14 protein-coding genes are annotated in these 14077 nt (G+C 73.3%); 10 read left to right on the forward strand and 4 right to left on the reverse strand.

The genetic code is table 11. The annotated features are described in order from the left end of the window. The first annotated feature begins 68 nt into the window (after window positions 1-68). The 3 genes from E2E34_RS06575 to E2E34_RS06585 all read left to right on the forward strand — a co-directional run bounded on the left by E2E34_RS06575 (window position 69) and on the right by E2E34_RS06585 (window position 2214). Window positions 69-1199, forward strand: a complete 1131-nt coding sequence (locus E2E34_RS06575; protein WP_244315537.1) for an ABC transporter ATP-binding protein — start codon at window positions 69-71, stop codon at window positions 1197-1199. A 134-nt stretch (window positions 1200-1333) separates the two neighbouring features. After that, complete coding sequence (locus E2E34_RS06580) at window positions 1334-1660, forward strand: DMT family transporter (RefSeq protein WP_138900974.1); 327 nt, start codon at window positions 1334-1336, stop codon at window positions 1658-1660. Continuing rightward, window positions 1660-2214, forward strand: a complete 555-nt coding sequence (locus E2E34_RS06585; protein WP_138900975.1) for a TetR/AcrR family transcriptional regulator — start codon at window positions 1660-1662, stop codon at window positions 2212-2214. Before E2E34_RS06580 ends, E2E34_RS06585 begins: the two co-directional genes overlap by 1 nt. Window positions 2215-2317: 103 nt before the next feature. Here E2E34_RS06585 and E2E34_RS06590 read toward each other — a convergent pair whose 3' ends face one another. Continuing rightward, window positions 2318-3187, reverse strand: a complete 870-nt coding sequence (locus E2E34_RS06590) for a winged helix-turn-helix transcriptional regulator (protein WP_138900976.1) — start codon at window positions 3185-3187, stop codon at window positions 2318-2320. A 68-nt stretch (window positions 3188-3255) separates the two neighbouring features. Between E2E34_RS06590 and E2E34_RS06595 the strand changes: the two genes are divergently transcribed. Next, entirely contained in the window at window positions 3256-4545 is a 1290-nt protein-coding gene (locus tag E2E34_RS06595; protein WP_138900977.1) for an MFS transporter, read from the forward strand. A gap of 9 nt (window positions 4546-4554) precedes the next feature. Continuing rightward, on the forward strand, window positions 4555-5544 hold the full coding sequence (dapD, locus tag E2E34_RS06600) for a 2,3,4,5-tetrahydropyridine-2,6-dicarboxylate N-succinyltransferase (protein WP_138898376.1): 990 nt from the start codon (window positions 4555-4557) through the stop codon (window positions 5542-5544). 176 nt (window positions 5545-5720) lie between these two features. On the opposite strand, the gene E2E34_RS06605 is transcribed toward dapD, so the two are convergent. Then, window positions 5721-6380: a FadR/GntR family transcriptional regulator gene (locus E2E34_RS06605; protein ID WP_138900978.1), complete on the reverse strand. Its 660-nt coding sequence runs from the start codon at window positions 6378-6380 to the stop codon at window positions 5721-5723. Between the two features lie 226 nt (window positions 6381-6606). Here E2E34_RS06605 and E2E34_RS06610 point away from each other — a divergent pair, with 226 nt between their 5' ends. Further along, window positions 6607-6831, forward strand: coding sequence for a hypothetical protein (locus E2E34_RS06610; RefSeq protein WP_138900979.1), 225 nt, complete (start codon window positions 6607-6609; stop codon window positions 6829-6831). Between the two features lie 7 nt (window positions 6832-6838). Here E2E34_RS06610 and dapA read toward each other — a convergent pair whose 3' ends face one another. Further along, the gene (dapA, locus tag E2E34_RS06615) at window positions 6839-7726 is read right to left on the reverse strand and encodes a 4-hydroxy-tetrahydrodipicolinate synthase (RefSeq protein WP_138900980.1); all 888 of its coding nucleotides are present in this window, start codon (window positions 7724-7726) and stop codon (window positions 6839-6841) included. Between the two features lie 151 nt (window positions 7727-7877). Between dapA and E2E34_RS06620 the strand changes: the two genes are divergently transcribed. The 3 genes from E2E34_RS06620 (at window position 7878) to E2E34_RS06635 (ending at window position 10295) form a co-directional block, all read left to right on the forward strand. Beyond that, window positions 7878-8621, forward strand: a complete 744-nt coding sequence (locus tag E2E34_RS06620) for an SDR family NAD(P)-dependent oxidoreductase (protein WP_138900981.1) — start codon at window positions 7878-7880, stop codon at window positions 8619-8621. A 23-nt stretch (window positions 8622-8644) separates the two neighbouring features. Beyond that, complete coding sequence (locus tag E2E34_RS06625; RefSeq protein WP_244315538.1) at window positions 8645-9265, forward strand: DUF4232 domain-containing protein; 621 nt, start codon at window positions 8645-8647, stop codon at window positions 9263-9265. A gap of 313 nt (window positions 9266-9578) precedes the next feature. Next, window positions 9579-10295, forward strand: coding sequence for an antibiotic biosynthesis monooxygenase (locus tag E2E34_RS06635; RefSeq protein WP_138900982.1), 717 nt, complete (start codon window positions 9579-9581; stop codon window positions 10293-10295). Between the two features lie 12 nt (window positions 10296-10307). On the opposite strand, the gene E2E34_RS06640 is transcribed toward E2E34_RS06635, so the two are convergent. Continuing rightward, window positions 10308-12155, reverse strand: coding sequence for a DUF8508 domain-containing protein (locus E2E34_RS06640; RefSeq protein ID WP_138900983.1), 1848 nt, complete (start codon window positions 12153-12155; stop codon window positions 10308-10310). Window positions 12156-12347: 192 nt separating this feature from the next. On the opposite strand from E2E34_RS06640, the gene E2E34_RS06645 reads away from it, so the two are divergent. Then, on the forward strand, window positions 12348-13832 hold the full coding sequence (locus tag E2E34_RS06645) for a hypothetical protein (RefSeq protein ID WP_138900984.1): 1485 nt from the start codon (window positions 12348-12350) through the stop codon (window positions 13830-13832). The last annotated feature ends 245 nt before the right edge of the window (window positions 13833-14077 follow it).

The raw sequence follows: 14077 nt of genomic DNA on the forward strand, positions 1-14077 counted from the left end.
CCTTACGGGGGCGTTCGGCCAAGAGGTCACAGCCCCGACGACCCGACCTGTCGATGGGGCTGCACACAATGATCGAGGCAGTCGGCCTGACGAAGCGCTACGGCGCCAAGACAGCCGTGTACAACCTTTCCTTCCAGGTGCGCCCGGGCACGGTGACGGGCTTCCTCGGCCCCAACGGCTCCGGCAAGTCCACGACGATGCGGATGATCCTCGGGCTCGACGAGCCCACCTCGGGCCATGTCACCATCGGCGGTCACCCCTTCCGCAAGCTCACCAACGCCCCCCGCCAGGTCGGCGCCCTGCTCGACGCCAAGGCCGTGCACGGCGGCCGCAGCGCGCGCAGCCACCTCTTGTCGCTGGCGCAGCTCTCCGGCATCCCCGCCCAGCGGGTCGACGAGGTGCTCGGGGTCGTCGGCCTCCAGGACGTCGCCAAGCGGCGCTCCAAGGGCTTCTCGCTCGGCATGGGGCAGCGCCTGGGCATCGCCGCCGCGCTCCTCGGCGACCCGCAGGTGCTGCTCTTCGACGAGCCGATCAACGGCCTGGACCCCGAGGGCATCCACTGGGTCCGCAACCTCATGAAGACGCTGGCCGCCGAGGGCCGTACGGTCTTCGTCTCCTCCCACCTGATGAGCGAGATGGCGGTCACCGCCGACCACCTGATCGTGATCGGCCGGGGGCAGCTGCTCGCCGACATGAGCGTCAAGGACTTCATCTCCGCGAACTCCGCGGACTTCGCCCGGGTGCGTACGCCGCAGACCGAGCCGCAGCAGCGCGAGAAGCTGTCGTCCGTGCTGACGGAGGCCGGCGGGCACGTCATGACCGAGCAGGACGGTGCGATGCGCGTGACGGGGCTGGCGCTGCCGCGCATCAGCGACCTCGCGCACGAGGCCGACGTACGGCTGTGGGAGCTCTCGCCGCACCAGGCTTCGCTGGAGGAGGCGTACATGCGGATGACGCAGGGCGCCGTGGACTACCGCTCGACGGCCGACCAGCTGGCCGGCTTCCAGCAGCCGCCGCAGCAGCCCGGCGGTTACGCCGAGCCCGCCGCGCCGCAGCAGGGCTGGTACGCCCCGCCGCCGCCCCAGCCGGGCGGCGGGGGTTGCGGTGGTTGCGGGGGTCCTGCGTGCGGTCCGCCGCCGTGGGGGCCGTTCCAGCCCGAATCGTGCGCCACTTTCACTCCGTTGCGTTCCAGGCCCTGACCGGGCGGTACACCGTATCGGGTGGCTGTCGCCCGACGGAACGCAGTTTGCGGGCGCGCGGCCGCCCGGCGGGCGGGGCACCGGCGGCGCGGCGTTGTGTACGGCCGTACACAACCATGTGTACTCTCGTACACATGCCCACGCCCTACGTACTGCTGGCCGCGGCGATCGCGGCGGAGGTGGCCGGGACCACGGCCATGAAGTACAGCGACGGATTCACCAAGCTGTGGCCCTCGCTCATCACGGCCGCCGGCTATCTGCTCGCCTTCACCCTGCTCGCCCAGACCCTCAAGTCCATGTCGGTCGGCACCGCCTACGCGATCTGGGCGGGCGCAGGCACCGCCGCCGTCGCCGCGATCGGCATCTTCTTCCTCGGGGAGTCGGCGAACGCCGTCAAACTGGCCGGGATCGGCCTGGTCATCGTCGGCGTGGTCCTGCTCAACCTCGGCGGCGCGCACTGATGGCCCGCCGGTACGACCCCGAGCGCCGCCGGCGCATCATCGACGCCGCGATACGCGTGGTGGGGCGCAAGGGCATTGCGGGGCTGAGCCACCGGTCGGCCGCGGCCGAGGCGGACGTACCGCTCGGCTCGACGACGTACCACTTCAGGACGCTCGACGAGCTGTTGGTCGCCGCGCTACGGCAGTCCAACGAGGGGTTCGCGAAGGCGGTGGCCGCACACGGCGCCTTCGAGGACCCGCGGGCCGACCTGGCGGACGAGCTGGCCCGGATGCTGGGGGACTGGCTGTCGGGGGACCGCACCGGCGTGGAGCTGGAGTACGAGCTCTACCTGGCCGCGCTGCGCAGGCCGGCCCTGCGCCCGGTCGCCGCCGAGTGGTGCGCGGGCATGGCCGACCAGCTGGCGCGGCGCACCGATCCGGTCACGGCGCGGGCGGTGGTCGCGCTGATGGACGGGATCTGCCTCCAGGTCCTGCTGACCGGCGCGGCGTACGACGCGGCGTACGCGCGCGAAATGCTCGCCCGGGTCATCGGCCCACAGGCGCCGGCCGGCTGATCCCGCGTCACACCCGCTGCCCACCGGCGCCCGCACCCGCGCCCCCGGCCCGCGTTCGGCAGGCGGCCCCGCGTCACGGCCCGGCCCGCCTGCTCCGGCGTCGTCAGCGGCCGAGGCCGGCCAGCGCCGACTCGACGCTCGCCGTGATGTCCGTGACGGGGTAGTGGACCTGGCGGATCGTACGGTCGCGCTCCACCACCAGCGTCAGCCGCTTCAGCCGGCTGACGCCGGCCGCGCGGAACGTCGGCAGGCGCAGGGCGGCCGCCAGGGTGAGGTCCGCGTCCGACAGGAGCGGGAAGTCCAGCCGCTCCGCGTCCGCGAACGCCCGTTGCTCGTCCGGGCGCTGGGCGGACACGCCGTGCACGGTCGCGCCCGCGGCGGCGAACTCGGCCGACCGGTCGCGGTACGTGCAGGATTCGAGCGTGCAACCGCGCGCGCCGGGGATCTCGGCCCAGCCGGGCGGATACGCCTCGGGGCGGGCGTACGCGCCGGGGAAGCAGTACAGGACGGTGTACGGCGTGTCCGCGACGGGGTCGCGCGGCTCGCCGTCCAGGTCGGGGAGCCACAGCGCCGGCAGTCGCGTGCCGACGAGCCGGTGCACGCGCTCGGCCTCCCGGGACGCCGGCTCCGCCGTCGCGGTCGTCTCCCCGTCGCCGAGCAGCCAGGTGTCGCCCCAGTCCTGGAGCGCGATCAGTACGGGCAGGAGCGCGCGGCCGCGCCGGGTGAGGCGGTACTCGTACCGCGGGGGCCGCTCCTGGTACGGCTCCCGGGCCAGTACGTCCGCGTCCACCAGCAGCCGCAGCCGCTCGGCGAGGACCTTGCGGGACATGCCGGTCTCCGCCTGGAGCGCGTCGAAGCGGTGCACGCCGCGGGCCGCGTCGCGCACGATCAGCAGGGTCCACCAGTCGCCCACGACGTCAAGGGCCTGGGCGATGGCGCAGTCGGCGTCGCCGAGGCTGGTGCGTTGTGCCATGGGGCTCATGCTGGCATAGTCCGTTCCCAAAGGGAACTTACTCGGAACTCGCGCAGGGGGCGGGCAGGTTGGGGTCACTCCGGGATGTGCCGAAGGCCGTATGGCACCTGGCGTTCGGCATCTTCTTCAACAGCGCCGTCGCCTTCACGTTCATCTATCTCTTCGTCTACCTCACGGACGAACGCGGCCTGGCGGTCGCGCGGGCGGGCGTGCTCAGCGGCATCGGCGGGCTCGGCCTCGTCGCGGGGAACTTCACCGGCGGCTGGTTCGGCGACCGCTTCGGCCACCGGCGCACCCTGCTGACCGCCTCCGTGCTCGGAGGTGCCGGCCTGGTGGCGCTGCCCTCCCTGCCGGACGCCGTGCTGTACGCCGCGCTGCCGCTCGCGCAGTACGCGCTGGGGGCGGTGCGCGCCACGAACTCCGCCCTCATCGCCGTCTCCGTACCCGACGGATCGCGGCGCCAGGGCTTCGCCGTGATGCGGATGGCCGGGAACGCGGGCTTCACGGTCGGCGCGCCGCTCGGAGCGCTGGTCGCCGCGGAGTTCTCGTACACGGTGATCTTCGTCGTGGACGGCATCGGCACGCTCCTGTTCGCGCTGTACGCCGCCGCGGTCCTGCCCGCGCCGCGCACCGGGCGGACGACGGCAGGAGAACCGTCTTCGCTGCCCGCCGCGCCGGGCCTCCGGCGGGAACTGCGCGCCCGTCCCCAGGTCCTCGTCCTCCTGGTGGCGGTCTTCTTCGCGGACATCGTCTACCGGCAGATGTTCTCCACCGTGCCGGTCTTCCTCGGCGACCACGGCATGGACACCCGCGCGTACGGCTGGCTGATCGCCGTCAACGGCGCGGTCATCCTCTGCCTGGAGATCCCGGCGGCCGTCGCCCTGCGCCGGCGCGCGCCCCTGACGATCGTCGGCGCGGGACTCGTCCTGGTCGGCCTCGGCTACGGCGTGCTGATGCTGGGGGCGGCCATCGGTGTCGCCGTGGTGATGATGCTGCTCCTCACGGCGGGCGAGATCCTCTACAAGACCCCGGCCACCGCCTTCGTGGCCGACCAGGCCCCCGCGCACGCGCAGGGCCGCTTCCAGAGCCTGTACGCCGGTGTCTCGGTCAGCGGCGTCATCCTCGCCCCACCCCTGGGCGGGGCCCTGTACGAGGCCGCGCCGGGCCTGCTCTGGCCGCTGAGCGCGGCGCTGGCGCTGGCGGCGGGCGGCGCGGTGATCGCGGCGGGGCGGCAGGCAGGCACGGCGGGCGGAACGCCGCCCGGCCCCGGCCCCGGCACAGCGGCCGACGGGGCCGGCGGGGAGCCCGGGCGCCCGGCATCCGGGACCGGTTCGCCTCGGCACGCCGGAGCCGGTTAGCGTTCGGGCATGACCGATACGACTGCTACTCGCACCACCGGCGCCGTCGCCGCCGGCCTCGCCACCCTCGCCGCTGACGGCACCGTCCTGGACACCTGGTTCCCCGCCCCCGAGCTGGTCGCCGAGCCCGGCCCCGCCGGCACCGAGCGCCTCACCGCCGAGCGCGCCGCAGAGCTGCTCGGCGCCTCCGCGCCGAAGGCCCTCGGCCCCGACGCCCGGCGCGGCGTCGAGGTCGTCGCCGTCCGTACGGTCATCGCCTCGCTCGACGACAAGCCGCTGGACGCCCACGACGCGTACCTGCGCCTGCACCTGCTCTCGCACCGGCTGGTCCAGCCGCACGGCCAGAACCTGGACGGCGTCTTCGGCCTCCTCGCCAACGTCGCCTGGACGTCGCTCGGCCCGGTCGCCGTCGACCAGCTGGAGACCGTACGGCTGAACGCCCGCGCCGAGGGCCTGCACCTCCAGGTGACCTCGGTCGACAAGTTCCCGCGCATGACGGACTACGTGGCGCCCAAGGGCGTGCGCATCGCCGACGCCGACCGCGTCCGCCTCGGCGCGCACCTCGCCGAGGGCACCACGGTGATGCACGAGGGCTTCGTCAACTTCAACGCCGGCACGCTCGGCACCTCCATGGTCGAGGGCCGCATCTCGGCCGGCGTCGTCGTCGGCGACGGCTCCGACATCGGCGGCGGCGCGTCCACCATGGGCACCCTCTCCGGCGGCGGCAACGTCCGCATCGTCATCGGCGAGCGCTGCCTGGTCGGCGCCGAGGCGGGCGTCGGCATCGCGCTGGGCGACGAGTGCGTCGTCGAGGCCGGCCTGTACGTCACGGCGGGCACCCGGGTCACGATGCCCGACGGCCAGATCGTCAAGGCCCGCGAACTCTCCGGCGCCAGCAACATCCTCTTCCGCCGCAACTCGGTGACCGGCACCGTCGAGGCCCGCCCGAACAACGCGGTCTGGGGCGGCCTGAACGAGATCCTGCACAGCCACAACTGATCATCGGCGGACGTGCGGCCGCTGTGTCGATCAACGCCTTGACCGGCCGCTGAGCCGCCGGCGTCCGTCGGGGCCGGTCGTCATCGAGCGCCCTTCCACGGCCCAGGACGGCCCGGAAGGGCGCTCGTGTCCGAGCACAGCACGAGCACTGCCTCGCTCGCGCGACACGTCAGCGCTCAGGGTCGCCGGTCAGCCAGGGTTTCGGTCAGTTCCGCCGTGAGGGCCTGGGCCGCCGCGTCCGGGTCGGCGGCGGCAATGGCGTCGATCAGGGCGGTGGGGCCGGCGTCGGCGGCGAGGTCCGGAGGGGGCGTCGCGGCCTGGCGCAGGGCCGGTGCGAGCTGGGCGAAGAGGTCGACGAGCACGGGGTTGTGCGCGGCGGCCACCACGGCCGCGTGCAGGGCGAGGTCGGCGTCGGCGAAGGCCGGGCCGTCGCCGTCGGCCGCCGCGCGCCGCGCCTCCAGCGCGGTGCGGAGCGCGGTGAGGTCCCCGTCGGTCCGGCGTACTGCCGCCAGGCGGGCGGCCTGTACCTCCAGAAGCATCCTCACCTCGAACACGTCGGCCACGGCCGCCCGGCGCAGGCGCGTGGGCCAGTCCTCCTCCGGCCGGGTCGCGATGACGAAGACGCCCGCGCCCTGCCGGGGCTGCACCAGGCCCGCCCCCGCCAGGGCGCGCAGCGCCTCGCGGACCGTCGAGCGGCCCACGCCCAGGGTCTTGGCGAGGGTCGTCTCACCGGGCAGCCGCGTGCCGACCGGCCAGTGGCCGCAGGAGATCTGCTCACGCAGGTTCGCTGCCGCCTGCTCGACCAAGGGACTGGGGCGAGGAGCACCGAGGGTCATGTGGCTCTCACCTCTCACCTCTCAGGTTTCCGGTGGGGCGGATGGGATTCGTGTGCCGCCATGTTGCCGCGTCGCACGCCCTCGCACGTCCTCGCGCGCCGTACTCGCCGCCGCGACCTCACACTCACACGGATGACGTCGCGTGACCTCTGGGCCGTTCGGGTGGATAGGCAGGGTGGATAAGCGGGTCGGCACATCGCACGATGATTCAGGGCGAGGGAGCGGCATGACGGCGCAGCAGGTACGGGCACTGGTACGACGGGTCACCGGATGCGGTGCGGTTCTGATGGCGGTGGGCCTGTCCACGGGCATGGCCCACGCCGACGAGACGCACACCAACGCGCACAACGCGCCGCGCGTCATGCTGATCTCCACGGGGCAGATCGACGATCCGCTGGAGGACGTCCTGGAGCACACCGCGATCCTCAGCCGGATCGGCGTCTCCGGCTGACGCCGGATCAGTCCAGGGCCTCGTAGGCCGCCAGCAGCCCGTCGACCGTCGTGCGGTCGGCGGGCCGCAGCGGTTCGCGGACCGGGCCGGACGGCAGCCCGAGCGCGCCGAGCAGGCCCTTCGCGGTGACCGTGCCCGGCAGGCCCGACGCCATCATGAGTGTGATCAGGGGCAGCGCGCGCCCGTGGGCGCGCGCGGCGCCCGCCGTGTCACCGGCGTCGTACGCGTCCAGAACGGCCCGTACCGCGCGGGGCGCGCAGTTGGCGACCGTACTGACACAGCCCGCGCCGCCCAACGCATAGAGCGGCAGGTTCAGTTCCTCGCTGCCCGAGTAGTAGGCGAGATCCGTCCTCGACATGACGGTGGCGCTGCCCAGCAAGTCGTACGCGCAGTCCTTGACGGCGATGATCCGGGGATGGCCGGCGAGGCGCAGCATCGTCTCCACCTCGATGCGGGTGCCGGTGCGGCCCGGGATGTCGTACAGCATCAGCGGGACGCCGACCGCGTCCGCGACCCGCCGGAAGTGCGCCTCCACCGCGTCCTGCGGCGGCCGGCTGTAGTACGGCGTGACCACCAGCAGGCCGTCCGCGCCCGCCCGTTCCGCCTCCCGCGCCAGTTCGACCGTGTGCCGGGTGTCGGCGCTTCCGACGCCCGACAGGAGGGCCGCCCGGTCGCCCACCGCCTCGCGGACGGCCCGTACGAGCGCGCTCTTCTCGGCGTCGGTGGTGGTCGGGGACTCACCGGTGGTGCCGTTCAGCACGAGCCCCTCGCAGCCCCCCTCGGACACCAGGCGGTCGGCGAGCGACTGGGCCCCGTCGAGGTCCGGTTCTCCGGCGGAGGTGAAGGGCGTGATCATGGCGCACAGGGCGCGGCCGAAAGGGCTCGATGCGGTCATACGGGAAGTCTGGGTGGCCCGACGGTGAAGGTCCACTTAGATCTCCTTCGTGGAAGCGTCAAGCAACGCTGAACAGTGCGCGACGCCGCACGGGCCTGTCTGGCATGATCGCCTGCGCGCGGCAGGCCGTATCAAGGGGAGGTACCGCTCGATGAGCGAACAACGTGTGGCCCTGGTGACAGGGTCGTCCTCGGGGATCGGCGCGGCCGTGGCCCGTCGGCTCGCCGCGGCCGGCGTCCGGGTGATCGTCAACTCCGCCCGCTCCGTGGAGGCGGGACAGGCACTGGCCGACGAACTGCCTGGCGCCCGTTACGTCCAGGCGGACATGGCCGTCGAGGAGGACGCGAAGCGGCTCGTGGCGAAGGCGGTCGCGGCGTACGGACGCCTCGACGTCCTGGTCAACAGCGCCGGCACGACCCGGTTCATCCCGCACGACGACCTGGAAGCCGCGAGCCCCGACGTGTGGCGCGACATCTTCGACGTCAACGTCATCGGCGTCTGGCAGACCATCACCGCCGCGGCCCCGCACCTGCGGGCGGCCCCGGACGGCGGGGGCTGCGTGGTCAACGTGTCCTCGCAGGCGGGCGTACGGCCGGGCGGCAGCTCCATCCCGTACGCCGTGAGCAAGGCGGCGGTGAACCACATGACGAAGCTGCTGGCCAAGACCATGGGGCCGGACGTACGGGTCAACGCCGTCGCGCCCGGCATGATCGACACCCCGTGGTTCGACGGGCTCGACGGTGCGGACAGGGTGAAGGAGCAGGTCGCGGGGTTGGTGCCGCTGGGCCGGGTCGGCAGACCCGAGGACATCGCGGACGCGGTGTACGACCTGACGCGCGCCGCGTACGTCACCGGCGAGGTGCTCCTCGTCGACGGTGGAGGACACCTGCTGTGACGACCGGCCGGGGGAGTGGAGACGTGGGGCTACGCGGAGCCGGCGGAGCGGTGGCCTGGGCGGTGGCGGCGGTGCTTGCACTGGCGGGGTGCGACTTCCTCGTACCCGAGGGCGAGGGCGAACCGAAGCCCGCACCCCCGGCGGAGCCGGCGGTGACGCGGAGCGCCACGGCAGCCCCCACGCCACCGGCCCCCGGCTCCCCCGGGCGGGAGCCCCGGCCGGCCGGCTGCTCGTCCGGCGCTCCCGAAGTGTCCATGGGCGAGGTGCAGGCGGCCCTCGGCCACCGCGCCGTCGGCCTCACCCTGACCAACTGCGGCAAGGACCCCTACCAGGTCTACGGCTACCCGAGCGTCCAGGCGCTGGGCACCGACGGCGAGGTGCTCGACGTCTGGGTGAAGCGCGGTTCCTCGTACATGGGCGCCGACGAAGGGCCCACGTCGGTGGTCCTCGCCCCCGGTGAGAGCGTGCGCTCGCTCCTGTCCTGGACGAGCAACCCCAGAACCGGACGCCTTCAGCAGGCGTCCGCCCTCGACATCGCCCCGGCCGCCGGCGAGAAGGCGCGGAGGTTCCCGCTGGAGGGCAGCGATGTGCGCACGGTGGACGAACTCACCCTGACCGCCTGGCACACGGCTCCCACCGACTGACCCGGCACACGGCTCCCACCGACTGACCCGGACGAGCCCCCGGCGGGCTCAGAGCGCGCGCTTGAACCCCGTCGTGGCCGCGCGCGCAGCCGAGCGACGCGCAGAAGCGGTGCGCCGTTTGTCGCTCGTCGGCCGCACCGGCGCGCAGCCGCGTTCCCGGGCCCGCTCGACGGCGCGCCCCATCAGCTCCCGACCGGGCCCCGCACCTCGCCGGTCCGGATTCCGGCACGGTTGACCTCAACCGCGCTTGTGGTTCCAGGATGGTGGGCACGGGAGCGCGCCGCGTCGGCGCGCCCAGTGAGGAGATGCCGCCATGTCCGTACGCAGCACGCAGGTCGACTCCCGTCCCACGATGGACCGTCCGGACTCCAAGGTGGTTCTGGTCAGTACCTGGCGGGTCGGCACCCCCGAGCGCCAGAGGGCCGCGGTCGAGGCCGTCGCCGAGGCGTGGCGGAGCCGGCCGTGGCCGGACGTCGGGCCGTTGTCGTACAGCGTCCACACCGGGGAGGACGGCGACACCCTGCTGCACTACTCGCAGTGGCGGAGCATGGACGATTACCGGAAGTTCTTCGGCACGGAAAGGGACGGCCGCAACGCCGAGATCGACGCCGCCGTGCCGGGGATCGAAAGGGTCGGGCTGCACGCGTACGAGCTCTACCGCAGCACGGTGCTCGCGCCCGACGCACCGGAGCGCGAGCCGGGCTGCGTCGTGATCGTCGACGTCGAGTTCGATGGGCCCGACCCCGCCAGGCAGCGGGACTGGGTGGACGCGGTCTTCGAGGCGCTCGCGACGGACCCCGGCCTGCACCCCGGCGGCATCGCCGGGCACTTCCACGTCAGTACGGACGGGACGCGGGTGCTCAACTACGCCGAGTGGGAGAGCGCCGGGGCGCACATCGAGGCGCTGGGCGGCACCGGCGGCGTGGGCGCGCCCACCCCGCAGTGGCGCAAGGTGCACGGCTACCCGGGCGTGACCGGCGGCCGGGTGACGCGCTACACGCCCGCGCTCAGCCTGAGCGCGGGCGTGTGACGGGGCCCGCGACTACGGGCGGAAGCGGATGACCTGCGGGTCGTGGTCGCTGTTCTGCTCGGCGAACTCCGCGTTGATGTGGACGCTGTCGTAACGGAACGACTTGATCGACGGGCTGGTCAGGATCTGGTCCAGGACCTGGCTGTTGCCCTGGTAGACGTACGAGTAACGCTCCGACCGGGGCAGGGACTTGATCGCCGGGTAGAGCGCGCCGTCCGCCGTCAGCGCCTTCGTCGTAGCCGAGAACTCGAAGTCGTTGATGTCGCCGAGGACGAGCACGTCCGCGTCGCGCTGCGCCTTCAGGATGTCCTTGACGAAGGCGTTGACCGACTGCGCCTGCTCCAGCCGCTTGACCTCCGACTTGCGCACCGGCGGCTGGTGGTGCGACGGCAGACCCTCGTCGCCGCCCTTCGAGCCGAAGTGGTTCGCGATGACGAAGACCGTACGGCCGCGGAAGGTGAACTCACCGGCCAGCGGCTTGCGGCTGTTCTCCCAGGCCGCGTTCGCCGGGTCGATGCGGCCGGGGGAGTGGGTCAGGGCCGCGCGGCCCTTCTCCCGTACGACACCGGTCGCGGTGGCGGCGTCGCCGGCGCCGCGGTCGGTGAAGGAGACGCGCTCGGGGTTGTAGAGGAAGACCTGGCGGATGTTGCCGCCGGGCTCGCCGCCGTCCTGGTTGTTGACCGGGTCGATCGTGCGCCAGGCGTACGACGGGCCGCCGGCGGCGGCGATCGCGGTCGTGAACTTCTTCAGCGTCTCCTCGGCGGAGACCGTGCCGTCGTTCTTCGCGCCGTTGTCGTCCTGGATCTCCTCCAGGGCGAGGATGTCGGGCGAGGCCAGGTTCTCCACGACGGCCGAAGCCAGCGCGTCGAACTTGTCCTGCGGGTCGCTCGGGTCCAGGTTCTCGACGTTGTACGTCGCCACCGCCAGCTCGCCGCGGCGCTGCGGCCGGGTCGACTCGCGCTCCAGGCCCCGGTCGGTGACCGTGCCGAGCGTGCGGGCCGTCAGGGTGTATCCGCCGAACTGGTTGAAGTCCAGGGGGCCTTCGGTCGTACCCGAGAGCACGTCACCGACGTTCGCCTTCGGGAACGGCTTCTCGGCGATCGGCGCGAGCTGCTGGATCTGGAGCCGGCCGGTGTTCTGCGCGGTGTACGAGCCGTAGACCGCGCCGCCGCGCCGGTTGTCGTTCTCGCGCGGCTTCACCGTGACCCACAGCTCGGAGTACGGGTCGGTCGCGCCGACCACGCGCGACGAGCCGATGCGGATGTTGCTGCCCTCCAGCGACTCGTAGTAGTCGAGGGCGTACGCGCGCGGCTTCAGCGGGAGCGCGTTGATGCTGCCGCCCGCCGCCGGGTCGCCCTCGGGGGCGTACGCGGAGGGAACGGACTTCGCCGAGACGGTGACCGGCGCGGGCAGCGGGTTGCCCGAGGAGACCACGGTCACGGTGGGCTTGGCGATCTGGGTGAGCGACTGGTTGCCCGAGGCGGCGCCGCCGGGGACGTACTCGCCGACCGTGCCGGACACCTTGACCGCGTCGCCGACGGCGACGGTCGGCGCGGAGCCGGTGAAGACGAAGATTCCCTCGCTGGTGGCGGCGTCGGCGTCGGCCTCGGGGTCCTGGAACCAGAAGCCCTTCGAGCCGTAGGTCCGGACACCGGTGACGATGCCGGACACGTCGGTGACCTGCTGTCCCACGAGCGGGGATATGCGGGTGGTGCCCTGGATGTCGTGGATCCGGGTCTCCGCGGCCGAGGCGGCCGCGGGAGAGGCGGAGGCCGAGCTCGCCAGCAGCCCGCCGGCCAGTGCGGCGGCTGCGACGGCCGCGACGGCGGCGGATCCGGGGAGGGAGGAACGGGAAGTCATCTCGTGGCTCCGAGTGCGATGGATGAGGGGTGGAGCAGTGTTCTACGCGCGTCAATCTCTTGTGTGCGACAGGGGGTTGTCAAGGGTCCCCGGGTGTACGGATCCTGACGGGTACATGAACCCGGTGGCATGGGGGCAAATACGTCTACGCTGGGGGCCGCCCGACCCGCATGCGCCAAGGAGAACCCCCAGATGTCCGGTGACCGCCCGACCCTGCCGCCGGTGCGGCTCCACTCCGACGCCGAGCTGGCGCGGGCGGCGCTCACCTCGCCGCTGCTCGCGCGCGCCGCGCGGCTCGCCCGGTGGGCGGGGCCGGCGACGCGGGTCGGCGCCGGCGGTGAACTCGCCGACGAGCAACTGCCCGAGGCCGCCGAGCACCTCGGACTCCCCGCCGACGAGGACGGTGCGGCGGAGGCGAGCGAGGCGTGGCGGCTGGCCGTCGACACGGGGCTCGTCGAGGTGACGGACCCGGCCGAGGACACCGAGGGCGTGAAGGGCGTCGAGGACCTGGAGGGCGGGGCGGAGACCGCCGGCACCGTCACGGCCGGCGAGAACCTGGCGCTGCTGACCTCCGGCAGCCCCCAGGACGTCCTCGCGATCTGGCTCGACGCCTTCGACGCCGTGTTCGCCGACGCCACCGCGCCCGTACTGGACGACCTCGCCGACGCCATCGACGAGGACGGGCAGATCGATCTGGAGGCGCTGGACTGGGACCCGGAGGCGGAGGCGGAGTTCCTGGAGGGCGTGCTCGGCAACCTGTACCTGCTGACCGTTTCCGAGGGGGCCGCCGAGGGCCCGGTGCCGCTGCCCGCGCTCGCCGCGTCCATGATCGTCCCGGACGACATGGGCGAGCCCACCGACGACGTACTGGAGCAGGTGTCGGACGCGATGATGCGGCTCGACGACCAGTTCAGGGTGCTGGAGCCGATCGGGCTCGTCGCCTACCGGCCGGTCGACGAGGCGCTGATGGCCGAGGAGGGCGCGGAGCCCGAGGCGCCCGTCGACGACGAGGACGTGACCCGGTACGGCATGGTCGGGCTCACCCCGCTCGGCCTGTACGGGGTCAGGGCCCGGATGCTCGAAGCGGGCGTCGACGCGCCCGCGGTCGGCGATCTCGCGGACAAGGGCGCGGAGGCGCTGCTCGACGGCATCGCGTACTTCCCCGAGGCGTCGGCCGGAGCGGAGACGCAGCTGTGGCTCGCCCGGCGCGAACCGGCCGCCGCCGCCCGGGAATTGCTCGCCGCCGCGCGCGGTACGGACAGGGGCGCGCCGCTGCGCAGGCTGCGCAGCCAGCAGGCGCTGTCGCTGGTCGGGCCGGAGGCGGAAAACGCGGTGCGCGAGGTGCTCGACAACGCGGAACTCGGCGGCCTCGCCCGCGTCTGGCTCGCCGAGCACGGCGCCTCCGACGTACCGCCGCCGCCCGAGTCGATGATCTTCTGGCTCGCGATCGACACGATCGCCGCGCAGCTCGACGCGGACGGGGAACCGGACGAGCTCCAGGGCCTCGTGGCGGGGCTGACCGGCCGGCACAGCGGCTTCTTCGACGCGGCGTGGCGCGTGGACCACCCGGCCACGGCGGACGTCCTGGAGGCGATGGGCCGGCTGCACCCCGACAAGAAGGCGGCGAAGGAAGCCCGCAAGTCGGCGTTCAAGGCACGGTCGCGCGGGGAGAACTGACGCCGGGGGCGGCCGGCGCGAGCGCCGCGGGAGGGACGAGGGCCGGGGCGGACGGGGGAGCGTACGGGCGACGGGACGTAAGGGGCGGCCCAGGAGTGGGCAAGGCGCGCGGCGGCCGGGCCGGCGGAGAGCCCGGGCGGCCCTGCGGGCTGCCGCCCACTCGGTCCCACCCCCCCCTCCCGGCTGCGGCTCCCCCCCTACACCCCGTCTCTTATACCCATCTGACGCCGCCGACGATCGCATAA

This window comes from Streptomyces albidochromogenes (assembly GCF_005981925.1).
In the GTDB taxonomy this organism is placed as follows: Bacteria; Actinomycetota; Actinomycetes; order Streptomycetales; family Streptomycetaceae; genus Streptomyces; species Streptomyces albidochromogenes.

Bases quoted from the DNA above. Each gene is read 5' to 3' on its own strand.
- E2E34_RS06575 (WP_244315537.1), top strand. From the start codon at position 69: ATGATCGAGGCAGTCGGCCTGACGAAGCGCTACGGCGCCAAGACAGCC.
- E2E34_RS06580 (WP_138900974.1), top strand. From the start codon at position 1,334: ATGCCCACGCCCTACGTACTGCTGGCCGCGGCGATCGCGGCGGAGGTG.
- E2E34_RS06585 (WP_138900975.1), top strand. From the start codon at position 1,660: ATGGCCCGCCGGTACGACCCCGAGCGCCGCCGGCGCATCATCGACGCC.
- E2E34_RS06590 (WP_138900976.1), bottom strand. From the start codon at position 3,187: ATGGCACAACGCACCAGCCTCGGCGACGCCGACTGCGCCATCGCCCAG.
- dapD (WP_138898376.1), top strand. From the start codon at position 4,555: ATGACCGATACGACTGCTACTCGCACCACCGGCGCCGTCGCCGCCGGC.
- E2E34_RS06605 (WP_138900978.1), bottom strand. From the start codon at position 6,380: ATGACCCTCGGTGCTCCTCGCCCCAGTCCCTTGGTCGAGCAGGCGGCA.
- E2E34_RS06610 (WP_138900979.1), top strand. From the start codon at position 6,607: ATGACGGCGCAGCAGGTACGGGCACTGGTACGACGGGTCACCGGATGC.
- dapA (WP_138900980.1), bottom strand. From the start codon at position 7,726: ATGACCGCATCGAGCCCTTTCGGCCGCGCCCTGTGCGCCATGATCACG.
- E2E34_RS06620 (WP_138900981.1), top strand. From the start codon at position 7,878: ATGAGCGAACAACGTGTGGCCCTGGTGACAGGGTCGTCCTCGGGGATC.
- E2E34_RS06635 (WP_138900982.1), top strand. From the start codon at position 9,579: ATGTCCGTACGCAGCACGCAGGTCGACTCCCGTCCCACGATGGACCGT.
- E2E34_RS06640 (WP_138900983.1), bottom strand. From the start codon at position 12,155: ATGACTTCCCGTTCCTCCCTCCCCGGATCCGCCGCCGTCGCGGCCGTC.
- E2E34_RS06645 (WP_138900984.1), top strand. From the start codon at position 12,348: ATGTCCGGTGACCGCCCGACCCTGCCGCCGGTGCGGCTCCACTCCGAC.